This window comes from Novosphingobium marinum (assembly GCF_013408095.1).
Classification (GTDB): domain Bacteria; phylum Pseudomonadota; class Alphaproteobacteria; order Sphingomonadales; family Sphingomonadaceae; genus Novosphingobium; species Novosphingobium marinum.
This window is the reverse complement of the sequence record NZ_JACBZF010000009.1, coordinates 32,501-50,663: the sequence shown is the minus strand read 5'-3', so window position 1 is coordinate 50,663 and position 18,163 is coordinate 32,501. Positions and strand designations below refer to the sequence as shown.

Sequence of the window (18,163 nt, the reverse complement as noted above, 5' to 3'; positions counted from 1 at the left end):
GCCGGGCCTAGGCCTTGAGCGACGCCCAGGCCCAGTCGAGCCAGGGGCCAAGTGCCTCGATGTCCGCGGTATCCACGGTCGCGCCGCACCAGATACGCAGGCCCGGAGGGGCGTCGCGATATCCGGCGATGTCGCAGGCGGCGCCCTCGTCCTCGAGGAGCTTGGCGAACGACTTGATGAAGTCGGTGTCCGCGCCTTCGACGGTCAGGCATACGCTCGTCTTCGAGCGGATGGCCGGATCGGCGGCAAGGTGACCCAGCCAGTCGCGTTCCTCGACGATCTTGCCGAGAGCTGCCGCATTGGCATCCGAGCGCGCGCGCAAGCCGTCGAGGCCGCCGAGCGATTGCGCCCATTCGAGTGCGAAGATCGCATCCTCGACCGCGAGCATCGAAGGGGTATTGATCGTCTCGCCCTTGAAGATGCCTTCGATGAGCTTGCCGGCCTTGGTCAGGCGGAAGACCTTGGGAAGCGGCCACGACGGCGTATAGCTTTCGAGGCGCTCCACGGCGCGCGGGCCGAGGATGAGCACGCCGTGCGCGCCCTCTCCGCCAAGCACCTTCTGCCAGGAGAACGTCGCCACATCGATCTTGTCCCACGGAATGTCGTAGGCGAATACACCGCTGGTCGCATCGGCGAAGGAAAGCCCCTCGCGGTCGGCGGGAATCCAGTCTCCATCGGGCACGCGAACGCCCGAGGTCGTGCCGTTCCATGTGAACAGGACGTCGTTCGACCAGTCCACCCGCGCAAGGTCGGGGATCTCGCCGTAGTCGGCGCGCAAGACCGTCGGGTCGATCCTCAGCTGCTTGACCGCGTCGGTCACCCAGCCTTCGCCGAAGCTTTCCCAGGCAAGCGTCGTGACCGGGCGCGCGCCGAGCATCGTCCACATCGCCATCTCGAACGCGCCGGTGTCCGAGCCGGGCACGATGCCGATCCGGTGCGTTTCGGGCAGCCTCAGGACTTCGCGCATGAGGTCGATGGCATGGGCGAGGCGCGCCTTGCCGATCTTCGAGCGATGCGAGCGGCCGAGCGATTCGGTCGCGAGCTTTTCGGGGGAATATCCCGGCGGCTTGGCGCAGGGACCGGAAGAAAAGTGCGGACGCGCAGGAAGGCGCGCCGGTTTCGTAACGTCAGTCATTTTCAGACTCTCCTTGCAGAGAGCTCGCGCGGCGTTGGGACCGCGTGGCCCGATGCCGCACCTAGAGATGCGCGCCGCGATGTCAACCGGAACCGCTCGTCGTCACTTGCCCGAAGCAAGCGGTTCGTCGCGCCGGAGCAGTCGCTTCGTCCTGCCGAAGCCGATCCGTTCATTGGGCCGAAAAGCCCGCCTTCGTAGTTCCCCGAGGCCTGTCGGCAGGGGGTCCGAAATGGCGTTTCTCAACGGAAAATTAACTATCGGATGCGAGCATTCCCCTATGAAAGGGATTGCCCTCATCCTGCCCCTCGTGGCCATGCTTGGCGGCTGCATCGACATTCCTCAAGTGTCGAAGCGCGGCCAGGTGCGCCAGTCGACGCAAGTGGTCACGCCGAGGCCCGAAGCGCGGCAGTGCCTTGCGGAACTGGGCGCGACGCGCGCATCCTTCACTCCGGTACCCGACAAGTATTTCGGAGGCGGCTGTTCGACTGTTAACAGCGTGCGCCTCGCCGCGCTGCGTTCCGATACCGACGTGCTTGGCATCTCGAACCTCGGCCCGGTGACTTGCCCGCTTGCGAACACTTTTGCCAACTGGGCACGGTTCGGCGTGGATCGCGCCGCACGCCAGCTTCTCGGCAGTCCGCTTGCGCGGATCGAGACGATGGGCAGCTACAATTGCCGCACCGTCGCTGGCACGAGCCGCCTGTCGGCCCACGCCACCGCCAACGCGATCGACGTTTCGGCCTTCGTGCTGGAAGACGGGCGGCGCATCTCGGTCATCGGCGACTGGAACAGCGCCGACCCGACCGAGCGCGACTTCCTCAGGATCGTGCACAAGAGCGCGTGCAAGCGATTCGGCACCGTGCTCGGGCCGAATTACAACGCGGCGCACCGCGATCACTTCCACCTGGAGTTCGGCGGCAGTTCTTTCTGCCGCTGAGCGATCCTACTCCGCCGCTTCCGAGCGCGGATTGTAGAAGGTGTAGTCGGGCAGCGAATCGAAGGCTTGCTTCAATGCCTCGCCCCATCCGGTCGAAATCGCCTGGAAGTAGGGATCGTTCGCCGAGATCCGGCGCTGATGGACGGGCTCGTAATTGTCGCGTTCCACCACCATCAGGTCGAGCGGCAGACCGACCGAGAGGTTTGCCTTCAGCGTCGAGTCGAACGAGACCATCAGAAGCTTGACCGCATCCTCGAAGCTCATCGTCGGATCGTAGGCGCGGATGATGATCGGCCGGCCGTACTTCGTCTCGCCGATCTGGAAGAAAGGCGTGTCGAAGCTGGCCTCGATGAAGTTACCCTCGGGGTAGATCAGGAAGAGCCGCGGCTCCATGCCGTTGATCTGTCCTGCCACGATCATCGATGCGTTGAAGGTTCCAGCCGCTGCGCGCTGGCCGTTGTCGGACGCCATCGTGCCAATGGTCTCGCGCAGCAGGCCGCCGACGATCGTCGCCACCTGGAACATGGTTTCGGCCTCGAGCAGCGAGTTGTTGCGCTCCGAGGGGGCCTTGTTGCGCTCTTCGAGCTGGCTGATGACGGATTGCGTGGTCGCCAGGTTGCCTGCCGTCATGACCGAGATGATCCGGTCGCCCGGCACCGACCAGTGAAACATCTTGCGGAAGACCGAGATGTTGTCGACTCCCGAATTCGTGCGGGTGTCGCTCATCAACACCAGCCCGCGATCGAGGATCATGCCCACGCAATAGGTCAACGGCGGTCCCTCACTACCCCAGTCCTTCCCTGGCGAATTCGGTGATGTATGGAGGGCCGCGCGTCAAGCGGCATGCGACGGTTATCGACCGTTCGTCTGCTGTTGCTGCTGCTGTTGCTGGCCTTTCAGCTCCTGCTCGACGGTCAGCCTGACTTCCAGCGCGCTGTCGTGCTCGCCGAATGCGATGCCCGTCACCGGCGCGGCTTCGGAATAATCGCAACCCGTCGCCACGCGCACGTAGCGGTCGTCGGGGCTGATCTGATTGGACACGTCGAAGCCGACCCAGCCGAGCCCTTCGACGTGCGCTTCTGCCCAGCCATGTCCTGCTTCCTGCTCGGCCTGGCCCTCCATCTTGAGGTACCCGCCGATGTAGCGCATCGGGATGTCGAGCAGACGCCCCGCCCCGATGAAGATGTGCGAATGGTCCTGGCAGACGCCGTGGCCTTTCTCGAGCGCGGTCTCGGCCAGCGTGCCGACGTCGGTCATGCCCTTCTCGTAGGCCACCTGCTCCGCAATCAGGCGAGACAATTCATGCAGCAGGTCGAGCGAATTGCTGCGGTCGGTGCCAAGGCCCTGCACCATCGCGCGCATCCTGGGCCCAGGACGGGTCAGCTTCGTTTGCCTGAGGAAGCACCAGAGCGGCATGTGGCCGGCGTGCTGACCGATGATCCCGGCGTTGTCGGAGGTATCGACAATGCCCGTGCTGGTGATCGAAAGCGCTTTCACCCCGGCTTCGACCGAGATGAGCTCGACATGATTGTGATGCTGGTCATCGTATTCGAGTTCGCGCACCGCGCCATCGAGGTCGGTTTCCCACTCGATCACGTCTTGCCCGTGGGTCGTCTTGGGTCGAAGCCGCAGGCGCTGGAGGCCATGCGCCAGCGGCTGCGAGAACTCGTAGCGGGTCGTGTGCCTGATGGAGAGGCGCATCGTCCTCCTCCTATTCCATGAACCGGTAGTCGGCCGCGATGGCGTTGCCGATCCGGGTCGTCTCTGAGAGAAAATTCTGGATGAACTGGTGCAGCCCGACGTCGAAGATGTCGTCTATCGTCGTCTGGTGCAGCCGGGCGCCCGCACCGCGCATGATCTCGTGCGCCTCGGTCTCTTCCCCGTACTGGAGCGCGAGGCCCGACATGTTGCTGCGTATCTTGTCGTAACAGAAAACGAGGCTGCGCGGGAACTGGCCGTCGAGGACGAGGAACTGCGTGATGCTGCGCGGGTCCATCCGTCCGGCGTTGAGCCAGCGGTAGGCACGGTCGCCCGCGACCGATCGCAAGAGCGTGTCCCACTGCGCGTTGTCGAGGTCCGAACCGACCCATGCGACCGAGGGCAACAGCACGTAGTACTTTACATCAAGGATGCGCGCGGTGTTGTCGGCGCGTTCGATGAAGGTGCCGATCCGGCTGAAGTTGAAGACCTCGTTGCGGAGCATCGAGCCTTCGATCGCACCGCGCACCAGCGTCGCCTGCCGCCGGACCGATGTCAGGATTTCGCCGAGGTTGCTTTCGCGCACCGGCCTCGAAAGCTGGTCACGCAGGATCATGAAGCTTTCGTTGGTCGCTTCCCACACCTCGTTGGTGATCGAGGTGCGCACCGCACGCGCGTTGCTGCGCGCATTTGCGATCATCTGCATCACGCTCGACGCATTCTCGCGGTCGCGCAGGATGTAGTTGAACACCTGCGGCCCTGAATAGTCGTCGAACTTCTCGGAATAGTCGTCGTCCTGCCCGATGGTGATCAGGACCGAACGCCATTCCTCCTCCTGCGAGGCATCGAGGCCGCGGGTCAGCGCGAGCCGGAAACCGACATCGAGAAGCCGCGCCACGTTCTCCGCCCGCTCGAGGTAGCGGGACATCCAGAATACGCCGTTTGCGTTGCGCCCGAGCATCAGTCTTCCAGAACCCAGCTGTCCTTGGTGCCGCCGCCCTGCGACGAATTCACCACCAGCGATCCCTTGCGCATGGCAACACGGGTCAGGCCGCCGGGCGTGATGTTCACGCCGTTGGGAGAAACGAGGACGAAGGGCCGCAAGTCGACATGGCGCGGCGCGAGCCCGGCGCGGGTGAAAATCGGCACCGTCGAAAGCGAAAGGGTGGGCTGCGCGATGTAGTTGTCCGGCCGGGCGCGCAGCTTCTTCTCGAAGCGCGACAGCTCCTTGCGCGAGGATGCCGGGCCGATCAGCATGCCGTAGCCGCCCGAGCCGTGGACTTCCTTCACCACGAGATCCTTGAGGTTGTCGAGCACGTAGGCCAGCGCATCGGGTTCGCTGCATCGCCAGGTCGGAACGTTGGGGAGCAACGGTTTCTCGCCGGTGTAGAACTCGACGATGTCGGGCATGAAAGAGTAGATCGCCTTGTCGTCGGCGATCCCCGTTCCCGGCGCATTGGCGATGGTGATCCCGCCGGACCTGTAAACGTCCATGATGCCTGCGATGCCGAGAACGCTGTCGGGCGTGAACGAAAGCGGGTCGAGATATTCGTCGTCGACCCGGCGATAGAGCACGTCGATCGGCTGGTAGCCGGTCGTCGTGCGCATGCAGACACGCCCGTTGACGACACGCAGGTCGCTGCCCTCGACGAGCTCGGCGCCCATCTGGTCGGCGAGGAAGGCATGCTCGAAGTAGGCCGAATTGTAGATGCCGGGCGTCAGCACCGCGACGACGGGGCGCTCCGCCGCGCAATCGGGTGCGCTTTCACGCAGCGAGCGCGCAAGCCGCCGGGGATAGTCGGAAACCGGGCAGACAGGAATGCGCGTGAACAGTTCGGGGAACATGTTCATCATCGTCTCGCGATTCTCGAGCATGTACGAGACGCCCGACGGCGTCCGCGCATTATCCTCGAGCACCATGAACTCCTCGGGTCCGGTGCGGACGAGATCTATGCCGACGATGTGCGTGTAGATGCCGCCGGGCGGCGTGAAGCCAACCATCTGCGGCAGGAACGCGGCATTCTCGCGCATGATCCACATCGGCAGGCGGCCGGCGCGGATGATCTCCTGCCGGTGGTAAAGGTCCTGCAGGAAGGCGTTCAGCGCTCGCACCCGCTGCTCGATACCGCGCGTCAGCTTGCGCCATTCGCGCGCGGTGATGATCCGCGGGATCATGTCGAACGGGATCAACCGCTCTTCCGCGTCATTGTCGCCATAGACGTTGAAGGTGATGCCGATGCGGCGGAAGAAGCGTTCCGCCTCGGCATCCTGTTTTTTCAGCCAGCGCGGATCCTGTTCGTCGTACCATTCCCGGAAACCGGCGTAAGCGGGACGGATGCTGCCGTCTTCACCGAGCATCTCGTCATAGTTCGCGCTTTCGTCCGATTTCATCGCGGCTCCCGTTTCGGCCCCATGTGTGCAACATCAAAGTGCCGTTGCCAAGGGGTTCGCTGCACGTGCGAAAAGCGCACGGGAGCGCCCGATGTTCCAACCTAGATCAAGTGTCGGGCCCCTAGGTCATCCTCGAGCAGCCCGGCATCGCGGAAGTGATGCACCTGCCAGCCGAGCCGCCGCGCCGCCTCCACATTCGCCGCATTGTCGTCGACGAAAAGCATCGAGCGCGGTTCGTGACCGAACCGGTTGGCGGCGAGCCGGAAAATCTCCGCAGCGGGCTTCGCGATCCGCTCCTCGCCGGAAACGACGATTTGCCCGAAATGCCGGAACGTCGGCTCGGTCGGATGATATTCCGCCCAGAAAGGCGCGGCGAAGTTGGTAATCGCGTAAAGCGGAACGCCCTTGCCCGCCAGCCGCTCGACCAGCTCGTGCGTGCCGGGGACGCGCCCCGGGATCGTTTCGGAAAACCGGGTGGCGTAAGCGTCGATCAGGTGCGCGTGTTCGGGGAACTGCAACTTTCGCTCGGCGACCATCTCGTGGAGCTGGCGTCCGGCGTCATGCTCGAAATGCCATTCCTCGGTGACGACGTTGGCAAGGAACCATTCCAGCTCAGCCGCGTCGGGGATCAGCTTGCCGAAAAGGTAGCGCAGGTCCCACTGGACGAGCACGCGCCCGACATCGAAAACCACGGCTTCGACGATATCGCTCATGACAGTTGCATGGGTCCAATGCTCGCCAACGCAGAAATCCCCGCCGAAGCGGGGATTTTGCACGTGCGCAAAACGCACGAGACCTGCAGCGTCCGACGTTGGCTCCCGCGTTGCAGGAGCCGGGGCATCGTCAGCCCTGACGCGCCTTGAAGCGGCGGTTGGTCTTGTTGATCACGTAGGTCCGGCCGCGACGGCGAATCACGCGGTTGTCCCGGTGACGACCCTTGAGCGACTTGAGGCTGTTGCGAATCTTCATGACTGTCTCTTTGGCAAGCAAAAAGGCGGCCGCTGGGCCGCCCCGGATTTCGAACCGCGCAGGTAGTGTGCGCAGCGCCCGAAGTCAAGCGTCGCGGCGTATTTCGCCGAGCCGCCGTTCCCATGCCAGCGCGTGGCCGACGATCGTCTCAAGGTCGTCGTGCTGCGGCTCCCACGGCAGCGTGGCCTTGATGCGGCTGTTGTCCGAGATCAGCGAGGCCGGATCACCCGCCCGGCGACCTTCGAAGCGCCGTTCGATGGTCCGGTTGGTCACGCGGTCGACCGCATCGAGAACGTCGAGGACCGAAAACCCTCGCCCATACCCGCAGTTCAACGTCAGCGACCGATCGGGCTCGGAGATCAGCGCCTCGAGAGCGAGGACGTGCGCGGCGGCAAGGTCGGAGACGTGGATGTAGTCGCGCACGCCGGTCCCGTCGGGCGTGTCGTAATCGGTGCCGAACACCGAAACGCCGTCGCGCTTGCCCAGTGCCGCCTCGACTGCGACCTTGATGAGGTGCGTTGCGCCGGCGGTGGACTGCCCGGTCCGCGCCTGCGGATCGGCGCCGGCGACGTTGAAATAGCGCAGCGCGCAAAAGTTCAGCGGATGCGCTTGCGCCGTGTCGGCCAGCATGATCTCCGTCATCAGCTTCGACATGCCGTAGGGATTGATCGGCTGCTTCGGGCTCTCCTCGCTCACCGGCGAGACCTCCGGGACGCCGTAGGTCGCGGCGGTCGAGCTGAAGATGAAGTGCGGCAAGCCCGCGTTCACTGTCGCCTCGATCAGAGCGCGGCTCTTGGCGGTATTGTTGTGATAGTACTTCAGCGGATTTTCGACCGATTCCGGGACGATGATCGAGCCTGCGAAATGCATGATCGCCCGGGTGTCCTGCTCCTCGAAGATGCGGGCAAGAAGCGCGCCGTCCTCTATGTCTCCTTCGTAAAGGCGAACGCCTTCGGGTATGGCAAAGCGAAATCCGGTCGACAGGTTGTCGACCACGGCGACCGGCCATCCGGCGTCGCACAGTGCAAGGACCGCATGGCTGCCGATATATCCGGCGCCGCCGGTGACGAGTACGGGGACTTTCTGGCTCATGTCCGCAGCGCGCTAGCAGTTTTCGGCGTCGGTTCGGTTAACAGCCGTGAAATGCTTGCAACCCTAACGGCTTGAGTCCAGTTTCGGTTTCGGAGGTTGGAGACCATGAAGCCCCTTATCCTTGCCGCGATGCTTGGCGCAACGCTTTCTGCCGGTGCCTGCGTCGCTCCGGTCGGGCCGGTCGAGGTGACCCGCTTCCACGTGCCCGCGACGGAGCGCCTCGGTCGCGGCACGATCGCCGTGCGCCCCGCACCAGGCGAGGACGGAAGCAGCATCGAATTCCGCTCCTTCGCCGCTGCGGTGTCGCGCGAGCTGGTACGGCTGGGCTATGTCGAGGTCGGTCCGGATTCCGAAGCCGGCCAGATTGCCTACGTCGACGTCGATCGCGGCGTATTCCGCCCCGGAAGCAGGCGCGGCCCCGTCTCCGTGGGAGTGGGCGGATCGACCGGCAGCTATGGCTCGGGCGTGGGCGTAGGCATCGGCCTCGACCTCTCCGGCCCTCCCCCCGAGCAGGTCGAGACCCAGCTTTCGGTGATGATCCGCGACGCGCAGACGGGCCAGTCGCTTTGGGAAGGCCGGTCGAGTTTCGCGGTCAAGTCCAGCTCGCCGCTCGCCGGCACGCAACTCGGCGCGCCGAAAATGGCCGAAGCCCTGTTCAGGGGCTTTCCGGGAGAGTCGGGCGAAACTATCCTGGTGAGATGACAGATATAGACATTTGCTCCGCATTCGATTCCGGCAACATCGCGGTCGAGGCCGTCTCGGGCGCCGAAGCCACCCTGAAGGTCCGCCCGGACCGCAGTTCCGAATTCCTCCAGTGGTTCCACTTCCGCGTCTCGGGCGCGAAGGGCAGGACGCTGACCCTGAAGATCGTCGATCTCAACAAGTCGGCCTATCCGGCGGGCTGGCCGGGATACCGGGCCTGCGTGTCCGAAGACCGGGAATACTGGGGCCGGGCGGACACCTCGTGGGAAGCGGGCGCAGGCAACGGCACGCTGACCATTCGCCACACGCCGCAAAGCGACATTGCATGGTTCGCCTATTTCGCGCCCTATTCGATGGAGCGGCATCACGATCTTGTCGCCGACATGGCTGCGCAGGACGGCGTCGAGTATCGCTGCCTCGGCAAGACGCTCGACGGCCAGCCGCTGGACTGCCTCGAAATGGGCGAGGGCGAGACGCAGGTCTGGCTCTATGCCCGACAACATCCGGGCGAGAGCATGGCCGAATGGTGGATGGAAGGCGCGCTGGAATGCCTGACCGATCCGGGAGACCCTGTCGGCAGGGCATTGCGAAAGCGATGCCGCCTTCACATCGTGCCGAACTGCAATCCCGACGGATCGCGGCTCGGACACCTCAGGACCAATTCGGCGGGAACCAATCTCAACCGCGAGTGGGATACCCCGACTTTCGAGAAATCGCCTGAGGTCCTCGCACTACGCAACGCGATGGACGAAACCGGCGTCGATTTCGCGATGGACGTCCACGGCGACGAGGCGATCGCCGGCGTTTTCCTGGCCGGGTTCGAGGGAATTCCCTCGATCACGGACAAGCAGCTTTCACGCTACCGGCGCTATCGCGAATTGCTCGATCTCCGGACCCCCGATTTCCAGACGAAACGCGGCTATCCGGTCGCTTCGGCGGGCAAGGCCAACCTCTCGATGTCAACCAATCAGCTCGCCGAGCGGTTCGGCTGCGTCTCGATGACGCTGGAAATGCCGTTCAAGGATCACGATCCGCTGCCCAGTCCGGAGCAGGGCTGGAGCCCGGAACGCAGCGCCATGCTGGGCCGCGATTGTCTCGCTACACTGCTCCAATGGCTCGAGGAGGGGGACTGAGCGCTAGGCCGGACTTCGCACCGCCTGCTTGCGCCGCCAGTCCGAAACGATGTTCCAGACCGAGATGAACAGCGCGGCGATCATCGGACCGACGATGAAGCCGTTAAGGCCGAAGAGATCGAGGCCCGAGAGCGTGGCGATGAGCACCACGAAGTCCGGCATACGCGTGTCCTTGCCGACAAGGATCGGGCGCAGGACATTGTCGATCAGGCTGATGATGAAGAAGCCGCAGAGCGTCAGCGCGATCCCTTCGAAATAGGACCCCGTGACCAGCAGGTAGATCGCCACCGGAAGCCAGACGATGCCTGCTCCCACTGCCGGGACGAGCGAGAAGAAAGCCATGAGGAGCCCCCACAGAAGCGGCCCTTCCAGTCCCAGCATCCAGAAAATCATGCCGCCGACGAAGCCCTGTACCGCGGCAACGACCACCGTCCCTTTCATCGTTGCTCGGATGACCACGATGAAGCGCTCGACCAGGGCGTCGCGCAGGTCCTGGCGCAGCGGCACTGCAGTCTTTACCTGCGCGCCCAGGCGCTCGCCATCGCGTAGCAGGAAGAAGGTCAGGTAGAGCATCACACCCAGCGCCGCGAACAGCCGGAGCGCACCCTGGCCGAACAGGAGCGCGCGCGACCCGATCGCCTGGAGAATCGTCGCGAGGCTGTTGCCGACCATTTCGCGCGCCTGCTCGAGGTCGGTCAGGCCGTACTGGTCGAGCCAGCCGCGCGCCCAGTCGGGAAGCCCCGCCCGCAGGTTCACGAGGATCTGAGCAAGATCGAGATCGCCCTCCTCGATCCGCACGTAGAGCGAGGCGGCCTCGCGAACGAGGCTCATGCCGAGCAGGAATGCAGGCAGGATCACCAAGGTGACGATCAGCAAGAGGACGAGCGCCGCTGCGACGTTTTCGTGTCCGCCCATGCGGCGCACCAGCCAGCGATTGAGCGGGGCGAACAGGATCGCGGCGACCAGACCCCACAGGATCGCACCGAAAAAGGGTAGCACAAGCCAGATGAAGGCGAGCGATACCAACAGGACGAGGGCCAGGAAGCCGCCGTCCTCGAAGCGCCAGCCGCGCTTGTCGCCTTCGTCCATCAAGAGCCCTTTTGCAGCATGTGCGCAGCGGCGTTTAGCACCGCCTAGCACCGTCGCCAATGCGTCCCGGCATCATCTACTGCAGGTCGGCAATGCGTCAATCGAGCGCGGCTGGTCCGAACGCGTTGGGCAGGAGCTCGGAGAGGCGCATTTCCAGCACGTCTTCGTCCCCGGCGCACCAGATCACGGGGTCGGCCCCGCGAAGCTGTGCGAGTTCGTGCAGTACCTGTCGGCAACGACCGCACGGCGTGACTATGGGCGTGCGCTCGCCGGGCTTGCCCCCCGCCACAGCCACGGCAACGAGCTTGCCGCGCGCGCCTTCGCTTAGGACCTTCGAGACAGCCACCGTCTCGGCGCACAGCGAGAGGCCATAGCTGGCGTTCTCGACGTTGGCGCCTGTCACCACGCTGCCGTCCTCGAACGCGAGGGCGGCGCCCACGTGGAAGCCCGAGTATGGCGCATAGGCTCCCTTCGCGGCGAGACGCGCTTTCGCGACGAGGTCGTTGCGCTCGCTGCTCACGGCTGCACCACCACCCAGCGAAGCGGCTCGGCGGCAGCCTCGGTGGCGAGCGATGTATTCGCGGTCCACATCGTCCACGGGCGACCGGCGTAGTCGGGCTGGAACCTGTCTCGCACCAACCAGAGATTGCGGTCGAGCCGCGCGGTAATTCCGTAACGTTCCTCAAAGGCGGGCGTGACCTTGAGGATCGTCGGTTTCCCGGTGTGCGTCTCGAGCTGATTGATGAACGTCATCAGCTCGCTTTCCACCTTTGCGTCGCTCACCGCAACGGGGCACTGGTCCGCCAGCAGGTCGAGTTCCACCGCCGGGGGCAGCAGCTTCGCATCACGCGGGACGACGGTGACGAAATTCGCTGCCTGCTTGTCCGCCGGCTGGCACGGGTCGTAACGGTGCACGGCGCCTGCCTGCACCCCTGCCTTCTTCGCCGCCTCGAGGTTTCCTACGAAGCGCGGATCGCGCGCGAATGCGCTCGCGCTGGCATCGATATAGGCAAAGTCGGCCCCGATCGCCCTGGCCGCCCGCCAGTCGATCCTGCCGTCTTCGGCGCCGACTTCGAGTCCCTGCACGGCGTAATCGCCGCGATCGGGGTTCCAGCCGCGCATGTGCCACCATGCATAGCCTGCCGCCAGCACGGCAACGAGAAGGAGCGCCGCGAACAGGCGCAGCCGCGCGCGATTCCCGGTCTTCCGGTTTCCCGATCTTCTGGCCATGACCCCGACTTGCCCCCGAAGGCTCCCCTTCACCCCCTGATATGCAGGACGCAGATCAGGGTAAAGAGGCGACGCGCCGTATCGAAGTCGGTATCGACCTTGCCCTCCAGCCGCTCGACAAGAAGCTCGGCAGCCTGGTTGTGGACGCCGCGCCTTGCCATGTCGATCGTCTCGATCTCCTGCGCGCTCGCCTTGCGGATCGCCTGGTAATAGCTGTCGCAGATCGCGAAGTATTCGCGGATCGGGCGGCGGAACCGGGCAAGGCCCAGGATCAGCGATTCGAGGTGCGAGCCGGTCTCGTCAGCGATGTCGAGCGCAAGCCGCCCGTCGGCCACCGACAGGCGAAGATGGTAAGGCCCCTCGTGCCCCGCCTCGAACGAGCGGACGGGCTTGAAGGTGTTGTCCTCGATCAGGTCGAAGATCGCGATCCGGCGCTCCTGCTCGATGTCGGCATTGCGCCAGATGATCGTCGCATCGTCGAGCTCTATGTGGGCTATGCGCGGGTCGGCCATGACCGATGCCTATTACGCAATCGCAGCATGGCGGGGCAAGCCCGGCGTTCGCATCCACAGCCTGTGGATTAATAGAACCTCATCGGCGGCGATGCCCGCTTGCCGCCCGCACGCTGTCGGCGCATGAAAGACGGCTCATGCCAGAAGCAGCCCTCCTCTCCCCGGCGCCCGAAGCCGCCGCCCGCACCCTGCCCGCCAACATCGAGGCGGAAGCCGCCTTCCTCGGCGCGGTCCTGATCGACAACCGGGTGATCGAGGAGCTTCCCAAGCAGCTGACTGCAAAGCACTTTTTCGAGCCGATCCATGCGCGCATATACGAGCGCATCCTGCAATTGCTCGATCGCAAGGCGGTGGTCACACCGGTCACGCTCAAGCCCTATTTCGAAAGCGACGAGGCCCTGAAGGACCTTGGAGGCGTGGGCTATCTCGCGCGGCTGACCGCCGATGGCCAGGGCCTTCTGGCCCCGCGCGAGCTGGCCGAACAGATCTACGACCTGGCGCTGCTGCGCGAACTCATCTCGGTGGGTCGCAACCTTGTCGAATCGGCAATGGATACGTCCGAATCGGTCGAGCCCATGCAGCAGGTCGAACAGGCCGAGGCCGCACTCTATTCGGTGGCGGAGGGCGCCGCGACACAGAACGAGGCGCAAAGCTTCGGCATCGCCACCCGCACCGCGATCACCGCGATCGAGCGGGCGTTCAATTCGGGCGGCCACATCGCGGGCAAGACCACCGGCCTGACTACGGTGAACGAGAAGATCGGCGGCCTGCACGATTCTGACCTCATCATCCTCGCCGGACGGCCAGGCATGGGCAAAACCTCGCTCGCCACCAACATCGCCTTCAACGCGGCGGACAGGCTGCGCCGCGATCTCGACGACGGGATCGAGAAAGAGGAATCGGTCGGCGCCGCGACGGCTTTTTTCAGCCTCGAGATGAGCGCGGACCAGCTTGCCACGCGTATCCTTGCCGAGCAGTCGGGCATCAGTTCCGAAGCCCTGCGCATGGGCAAGATCAGCCGCGAGGATTTCCAGCAGCTTTCCTACGCGAGCCAGCGCCTCGCCGAGCTGCCGCTTTACATCGACGACACGCCCGCGCTGTCCATCGCGGCGCTGCGCACCCGTGCCCGGCGCCTGAAGCGCCGCCACGACATCGGGCTGATCGTCGTCGACTACCTGCAGCTTCTCCAGGGCACGCAGCGTGCGAACGACAACCGCGTAAACGAGATCTCGGAAATCAGCCGCGGCCTCAAGACGCTCGCCAAGGAGCTCAACGTGCCGGTCATCGCGCTTTCGCAGCTGTCGCGCGCGGTCGAACAGCGCGACGACAAGCGCCCGATGCTCTCCGACCTGCGCGAATCGGGCTCGATCGAGCAGGACGCCGACATGGTCTGGTTCGTCTTCCGCGAGGACTACTACGTCGCCGCGAAGGAACCCAAGCGCCCCAACGAGAACGACGACGCCAAGGTTCACGAAGACCACGCGAAATGGGCCGACGAGATGGAGCGGGTCTACGGACTTGCCGAACTCATCGTCGCCAAGCAACGCCACGGCGCCACCGGCAAGGTGCGGTTGCGCTTCGAGCCGCGCATCACGCGCTTCTCCGACCTTGCCGACGAATCGATGGCTGGCGGCTACGAGTGACGCGCGGCGGCGCTCAAAGCGAGACCCCGAAGATCGTGGTTCTCGCCTGTCCCTCCTCGTCGTAGACCGGCTCGATGCCCGCGACCGAATAGAGCTTTATGTCGAAGTCGCTCAGTTCGTGCTGCGCCAGCTGGTCCCGCATCTGCGTGTACGAACGGTGCCGGAGATGGCGCAGCAGGTCCTGTTCGCTTTCCCATTCCTCGAACACGTGCGCCTTCCCGTCGTCGAGCGGATCGACCGACCAGTTGTAGGCAACGCATCCCGTTTCGGTGCGGCTTTCGACGATCAGGTCCGCGCCTGCCCGGATGGCTTTTCCGGCAATCTCGGCACTGGCGAACCGGATCCACCCGGCTACGATGACGCGCATGGTCTTTCCTGTCTGTTGTCCGGCTGAACTCTAGCCGCTTCCGCCGCGATGGCCGCTCTCAAAAAAGGCAGGTTGGATGCACACCGGAACGCGCCGGACATGCGGCGTCGCTAACTTGCCATTCAGCCGTTCGGACCTACATTGCGGGGCACAGGAAAGGACTTCTCGCGCTCATGAACAACGACGACCAGCCAAGCGGCAATCCCTGGGTGAAGAGCCTGCTCGTATGGGGCGGCATCTTCCTTGCCCTCATGATGGTGGTTTCGATGTTCGGGGCCCAGAACGAAACCGGCTCATCGATCACCTATTCGGATTTCAAGGCCAAGGTCGCCGAAGGCACCGTGTCCGAGGTCCAGATCGGCGAGGATCGGATCGTCGGGAAGTACCGCAATGGCGACCCGTTCAGCACGGTCCCCATTCCCAACGACACCAGCCTGCCCGAACTTCTGCAGGAAAACGACGTCAACTACGCGGGCAAGGCCCCCGAAGAGCCGAACCTGCTGCTTTACATCCTCATCCAGGCACTGCCGTTCATCCTGATCCTCGGCATCGCGTTCTTCGCGCTGCGGCAGGTACAGAAGGGCGGCGGATCGGGCGCGATGGGCTTCGGCAAGTCCAAGGCCAAGCTGCTCACCGAACGGCAGGGCCGCGTCACCTTCGACGACGTTGCGGGCATCGACGAGGCGCGTGAAGAGCTCGAGGAAATCGTCGAGTTCCTGAAGGATCCTTCGCGGTTCGCCAAGCTCGGCGGCCAGATTCCGAAGGGCGCGCTGCTCGTCGGAAGCCCCGGTACCGGCAAGACCCTGCTCGCCCGCGCCATCGCGGGCGAGGCGGGTGTGCCGTTCTTCACCATTTCTGGTTCGGACTTCGTCGAGATGTTCGTCGGCGTCGGCGCGAGCCGCGTGCGCGACATGTTCGAGCAGGCCAAGAAGAACGCTCCGTGCATCGTCTTCATCGACGAGATCGACGCAGTCGGCCGCCATCGCGGCCATGGCCTCGGCAACTCGAACGACGAGCGCGAACAGACGCTCAACCAGCTTCTCGTCGAGATGGACGGGTTCGAGGCGAACGAGGGCATCATCATCATCGCCGCGACCAACCGTCCCGACGTGCTCGATCCGGCGCTGCTGCGTCCGGGCCGTTTCGACCGCCAGGTCGTGGTGCCGATCCCAGACATCGACGGCCGCGAGAAGATTCTCGGCGTGCACATGAAGAAGGTACCGCTCGCACCCGACGTCAATCCTCGGGTCATTGCGCGCGGGACCCCGGGCTTTTCGGGCGCTGACCTTGCGAACCTCGTCAACGAGGCGGCGCTGTTGGCCGCCCGCCGCAACAAGCGCCTCGTCGCCATGCAGGAATTCGAGGACGCAAAGGACAAGGTGATGATGGGCGCGGAGCGCCGCTCGATGGTCATGACCGAGGACGAGAAGAAGATGACCGCCTTCCACGAGGCCGGTCATGCGATCGTGTCGATCAACGAGCCTGCCTCCGACCCGATCCACAAGGCCACGATCATCCCGCGCGGTCGCGCGCTGGGCATGGTCATGCGCCTGCCCGAGCGGGACAGCTATTCCTATCATCGTGACAAGATGCTCGCGAACCTGTCGGTCGCGATGGGCGGTCGGGTCGCAGAGGAACTGATCTTCGGCCACGACAAGGTTTCGAGCGGCGCCGCCTCGGACATCCAGTACGCCACCTCGCTTGCCCGGAACATGATCACCAAGTGGGGCATGTCCGACAAGCTCGGCCCGCTCCAGTACGAGGAGCAGCAGGAAGGCTATCTCGGCATGGGCGGCACGCAGCGGCTGATGATGTCGGACGAGACCTCGAAGCTGATCGACAGCGAAATCCGCGGCCTCGTCGACAATGCGCATGCCAAGGCACACGAAATCCTCAGGACCGAGAACGACAAGCTGCACCTGCTGGCGAATGCGCTGCTCGAGTACGAGACGCTGACCGGCGAGGAAATCAAGGAACTGATGGAAAAGGGCGAACTCGATCGTCCCGACACTCCGTCGGGTCCGAGCGGCCCCGTACCGGTGCGCGGATCGTCGATCCCGAAGGCCGGCAAGCGGTTCCCCGGCGGCGACACGGCACCGCAAGGCGCTTGACGTTCACGTTGGAAGCGAGAGTGCGTTCTATGCGGTCGCTCGGCATTGCCACGATGCTCGCAGGCGCGGCGGTGACTGCGCCTGCGATGGCTTCACCCTCTGACGTCAATGCCCAGGCATTCTATGCCAACGCACAGGCAGTCCAGGCGCGCGGCATGGCGGCGATGTTCGACAAGCGGCTTAAACCGATGGTCAAGCAGATCGAGGACGCAGGCGCGCGAGCGCGCGCGGCCAACGAAGCAGCGACCAGCAGGGGTGAACCGCTCTATTGCGTTCCGCCCGCGGCGAAGAAGAAGGGCCTGTCATCGAAGCAGGTCATCGCAATGCTCGGCCGGATGCCCGAGGGCGAGCGGCGGGTGAACACCTTGCAGAAGGCATGGCTTACCGTCCTCACCCGGGAATATCCCTGCTGACCGGCGCGCATTGCGCTATCCCATCAACCCGAGCATGAAGAGCGCGGTCGCGAACAGGCCGAGGATGACCGTGTGGATGAACGCGATCAGCGCAACCGTCCGCCAGATCGCAGAGAACCTGCTCAGTTCGTAAGCGCCCTTCAGCTGCCGGTAGATGTGGAAGGGCGCGATAATCCCGAAAATGGCATAGAGCACACCGCCGGGAATTCCAAAGCCGCTCACGACCGTCAGGACGATCATCATCAGCGACATGAAGGCGATCGAGTAGGTGATGAAGACCGCATGATCGTACAAGCCGAAGCGGCGGCGCCAGACGAATATCAGCCACATGAACGGCAGCGAGATCGGGATCAGCAGCCACGAGAACTTGTAGGCATTCGTCTGGAGCTTGTAGAGCATCAGGCCCGGGTTCTCACGCCACTTCACAATGCCCTTGTCGAGCCGCTTCCAGCCCGTCGAAATCCTGTCGGCGTTCGATGTCTCGGTCGCGATGCCGGGGATCGAGCGAAGCGCTTCCAGTTCCTCGTCGGTCTTGGCGAGACGCTTTTCCAGCTCGGCCGTATCGTTGCCTTCGGCGCGCCGATCCTCGATCGCCTCGGTCAGCGAAACCTTCCTTTCTTCCAGCCTCTTGTCGACAGAGGCTAGTTCGTCGCCGACCGTGGACGTTATCGGGGCAGTCGGCGTCGAAATACCCATGAACGAGAACACCGCGAACATCGTGAAGACAGAGAACAGGAACAG

20 protein-coding genes (1 of these 20 only partly in view) are annotated in these 18,163 nt (G+C 64.2%); 6 read left to right on the top strand and 14 right to left on the bottom strand.

Going from position 1 to position 18,163, the window contains the following annotated elements:
* Positions 1 to 7 precede the first annotated feature (7 nt).
* The gene (locus tag FHS75_RS16395; protein ID WP_179408751.1) at positions 8 to 1,135 is read right to left on the bottom strand and encodes a phosphoserine transaminase; all 1,128 of its coding nucleotides are present in this window, start codon (positions 1,133 to 1,135) and stop codon (positions 8 to 10) included.
* Positions 1,136 to 1,412: 277 nt separating this feature from the next.
* Between FHS75_RS16395 and FHS75_RS16390 the strand changes: the two genes are divergently transcribed.
* Positions 1,413 to 2,072 carry an extensin family protein gene (locus FHS75_RS16390; protein WP_179408750.1) on the top strand — a complete coding sequence of 220 codons (660 nt, stop codon included), beginning with the start codon at positions 1,413 to 1,415 and terminating at the stop codon, positions 2,070 to 2,072.
* 6 nt (positions 2,073 to 2,078) lie between these two features.
* Here FHS75_RS16390 and FHS75_RS16385 read toward each other — a convergent pair whose 3' ends face one another.
* The 7 genes from FHS75_RS16385 to galE form a co-directional block, all read right to left on the bottom strand.
* Positions 2,079 to 2,843: a proteasome-type protease gene (locus FHS75_RS16385; RefSeq protein ID WP_179408749.1), complete on the bottom strand. Its 765-nt coding sequence runs from the start codon at positions 2,841 to 2,843 to the stop codon at positions 2,079 to 2,081.
* A gap of 81 nt (positions 2,844 to 2,924) precedes the next feature.
* Complete coding sequence (locus tag FHS75_RS16380; protein ID WP_179408748.1) at positions 2,925 to 3,773, bottom strand: transglutaminase family protein; 849 nt, start codon at positions 3,771 to 3,773, stop codon at positions 2,925 to 2,927.
* A 10-nt stretch (positions 3,774 to 3,783) separates the two neighbouring features.
* Positions 3,784 to 4,731, bottom strand: a complete 948-nt coding sequence (locus FHS75_RS16375) for an alpha-E domain-containing protein (protein ID WP_179408747.1) — start codon at positions 4,729 to 4,731, stop codon at positions 3,784 to 3,786.
* Complete coding sequence (locus FHS75_RS16370; protein WP_179408746.1) at positions 4,731 to 6,161, bottom strand: circularly permuted type 2 ATP-grasp protein; 1,431 nt, start codon at positions 6,159 to 6,161, stop codon at positions 4,731 to 4,733. The genes FHS75_RS16375 and FHS75_RS16370 overlap by 1 nt, the downstream gene beginning before the upstream one ends.
* A 101-nt stretch (positions 6,162 to 6,262) precedes the next feature.
* A complete protein-coding gene (locus FHS75_RS16365; RefSeq protein ID WP_179408745.1) occupies positions 6,263 to 6,874 on the bottom strand; it encodes an HAD-IA family hydrolase in 612 nt (203 codons plus the stop codon).
* Between the two features lie 130 nt (positions 6,875 to 7,004).
* On the bottom strand, positions 7,005 to 7,130 hold the full coding sequence (gene ykgO, locus FHS75_RS16360; protein ID WP_004210176.1) for a type B 50S ribosomal protein L36: 126 nt from the start codon (positions 7,128 to 7,130) through the stop codon (positions 7,005 to 7,007).
* A gap of 84 nt (positions 7,131 to 7,214) precedes the next feature.
* On the bottom strand, positions 7,215 to 8,222 hold the full coding sequence (gene galE / locus FHS75_RS16355; protein WP_179408744.1) for a UDP-glucose 4-epimerase GalE: 1,008 nt from the start codon (positions 8,220 to 8,222) through the stop codon (positions 7,215 to 7,217).
* Positions 8,223 to 8,327: 105 nt separating this feature from the next.
* On the opposite strand from galE, the gene FHS75_RS16350 reads away from it, so the two are divergent.
* Together FHS75_RS16350 and FHS75_RS16345 are read left to right on the top strand one after the other, a co-directional pair.
* On the top strand, positions 8,328 to 8,924 hold the full coding sequence (locus tag FHS75_RS16350; RefSeq protein WP_179408743.1) for a DUF4136 domain-containing protein: 597 nt from the start codon (positions 8,328 to 8,330) through the stop codon (positions 8,922 to 8,924).
* Entirely contained in the window at positions 8,921 to 10,057 is a 1,137-nt protein-coding gene (locus FHS75_RS16345; protein WP_179408742.1) for a M14 family metallopeptidase, read from the top strand. Before FHS75_RS16350 ends, FHS75_RS16345 begins: the two co-directional genes overlap by 4 nt.
* 3 nt (positions 10,058 to 10,060) lie before the next feature.
* Here FHS75_RS16345 and FHS75_RS16340 read toward each other — a convergent pair whose 3' ends face one another.
* The 4 genes from FHS75_RS16340 to FHS75_RS16325 all read right to left on the bottom strand — a co-directional run bounded on the left by FHS75_RS16340 (position 10,061) and on the right by FHS75_RS16325 (position 12,888).
* Complete coding sequence (locus FHS75_RS16340; RefSeq protein ID WP_179408741.1) at positions 10,061 to 11,146, bottom strand: AI-2E family transporter; 1,086 nt, start codon at positions 11,144 to 11,146, stop codon at positions 10,061 to 10,063.
* A 97-nt stretch (positions 11,147 to 11,243) separates the two neighbouring features.
* The gene (locus FHS75_RS16335; RefSeq protein ID WP_229735699.1) at positions 11,244 to 11,666 is read right to left on the bottom strand and encodes a cytidine deaminase; all 423 of its coding nucleotides are present in this window, start codon (positions 11,664 to 11,666) and stop codon (positions 11,244 to 11,246) included.
* Positions 11,663 to 12,376: a glycoside hydrolase family 25 protein gene (locus FHS75_RS16330; RefSeq protein WP_179408740.1), complete on the bottom strand. Its 714-nt coding sequence runs from the start codon at positions 12,374 to 12,376 to the stop codon at positions 11,663 to 11,665. Before FHS75_RS16330 ends, FHS75_RS16335 begins: the two co-directional genes overlap by 4 nt.
* 29 nt (positions 12,377 to 12,405) lie before the next feature.
* Complete coding sequence (locus tag FHS75_RS16325) at positions 12,406 to 12,888, bottom strand: UPF0262 family protein (protein WP_179408739.1); 483 nt, start codon at positions 12,886 to 12,888, stop codon at positions 12,406 to 12,408.
* A gap of 137 nt (positions 12,889 to 13,025) precedes the next feature.
* Here FHS75_RS16325 and FHS75_RS16320 point away from each other — a divergent pair, with 137 nt between their 5' ends.
* Positions 13,026 to 14,531, top strand: a complete 1,506-nt coding sequence (locus FHS75_RS16320; RefSeq protein WP_179408738.1) for a replicative DNA helicase — start codon at positions 13,026 to 13,028, stop codon at positions 14,529 to 14,531.
* A 13-nt stretch (positions 14,532 to 14,544) separates the two neighbouring features.
* On the opposite strand, the gene FHS75_RS16315 is transcribed toward FHS75_RS16320, so the two are convergent.
* Positions 14,545 to 14,898, bottom strand: coding sequence for a putative quinol monooxygenase (locus tag FHS75_RS16315; protein WP_179408737.1), 354 nt, complete (start codon positions 14,896 to 14,898; stop codon positions 14,545 to 14,547).
* A 173-nt stretch (positions 14,899 to 15,071) separates the two neighbouring features.
* Between FHS75_RS16315 and ftsH the strand changes: the two genes are divergently transcribed.
* Together ftsH and FHS75_RS16305 are read left to right on the top strand one after the other, a co-directional pair.
* Entirely contained in the window at positions 15,072 to 17,009 is a 1,938-nt protein-coding gene (gene ftsH, locus FHS75_RS16310; RefSeq protein ID WP_179408736.1) for an ATP-dependent zinc metalloprotease FtsH, read from the top strand.
* Between the two features lie 20 nt (positions 17,010 to 17,029).
* Positions 17,030 to 17,422: a hypothetical protein gene (locus tag FHS75_RS16305; protein ID WP_179408735.1), complete on the top strand. Its 393-nt coding sequence runs from the start codon at positions 17,030 to 17,032 to the stop codon at positions 17,420 to 17,422.
* A gap of 15 nt (positions 17,423 to 17,437) precedes the next feature.
* On the opposite strand, the gene FHS75_RS16300 is transcribed toward FHS75_RS16305, so the two are convergent.
* On the bottom strand, positions 17,438 to 18,163 hold the 3' portion of the coding sequence (locus FHS75_RS16300) for a DUF3667 domain-containing protein (RefSeq protein WP_179408734.1). Its footprint extends 357 nt past the window's final position; the window shows 726 of its 1,083 coding nt (coding positions 358–1,083); the start codon falls outside the window, past its right edge; its stop codon occupies positions 17,438 to 17,440.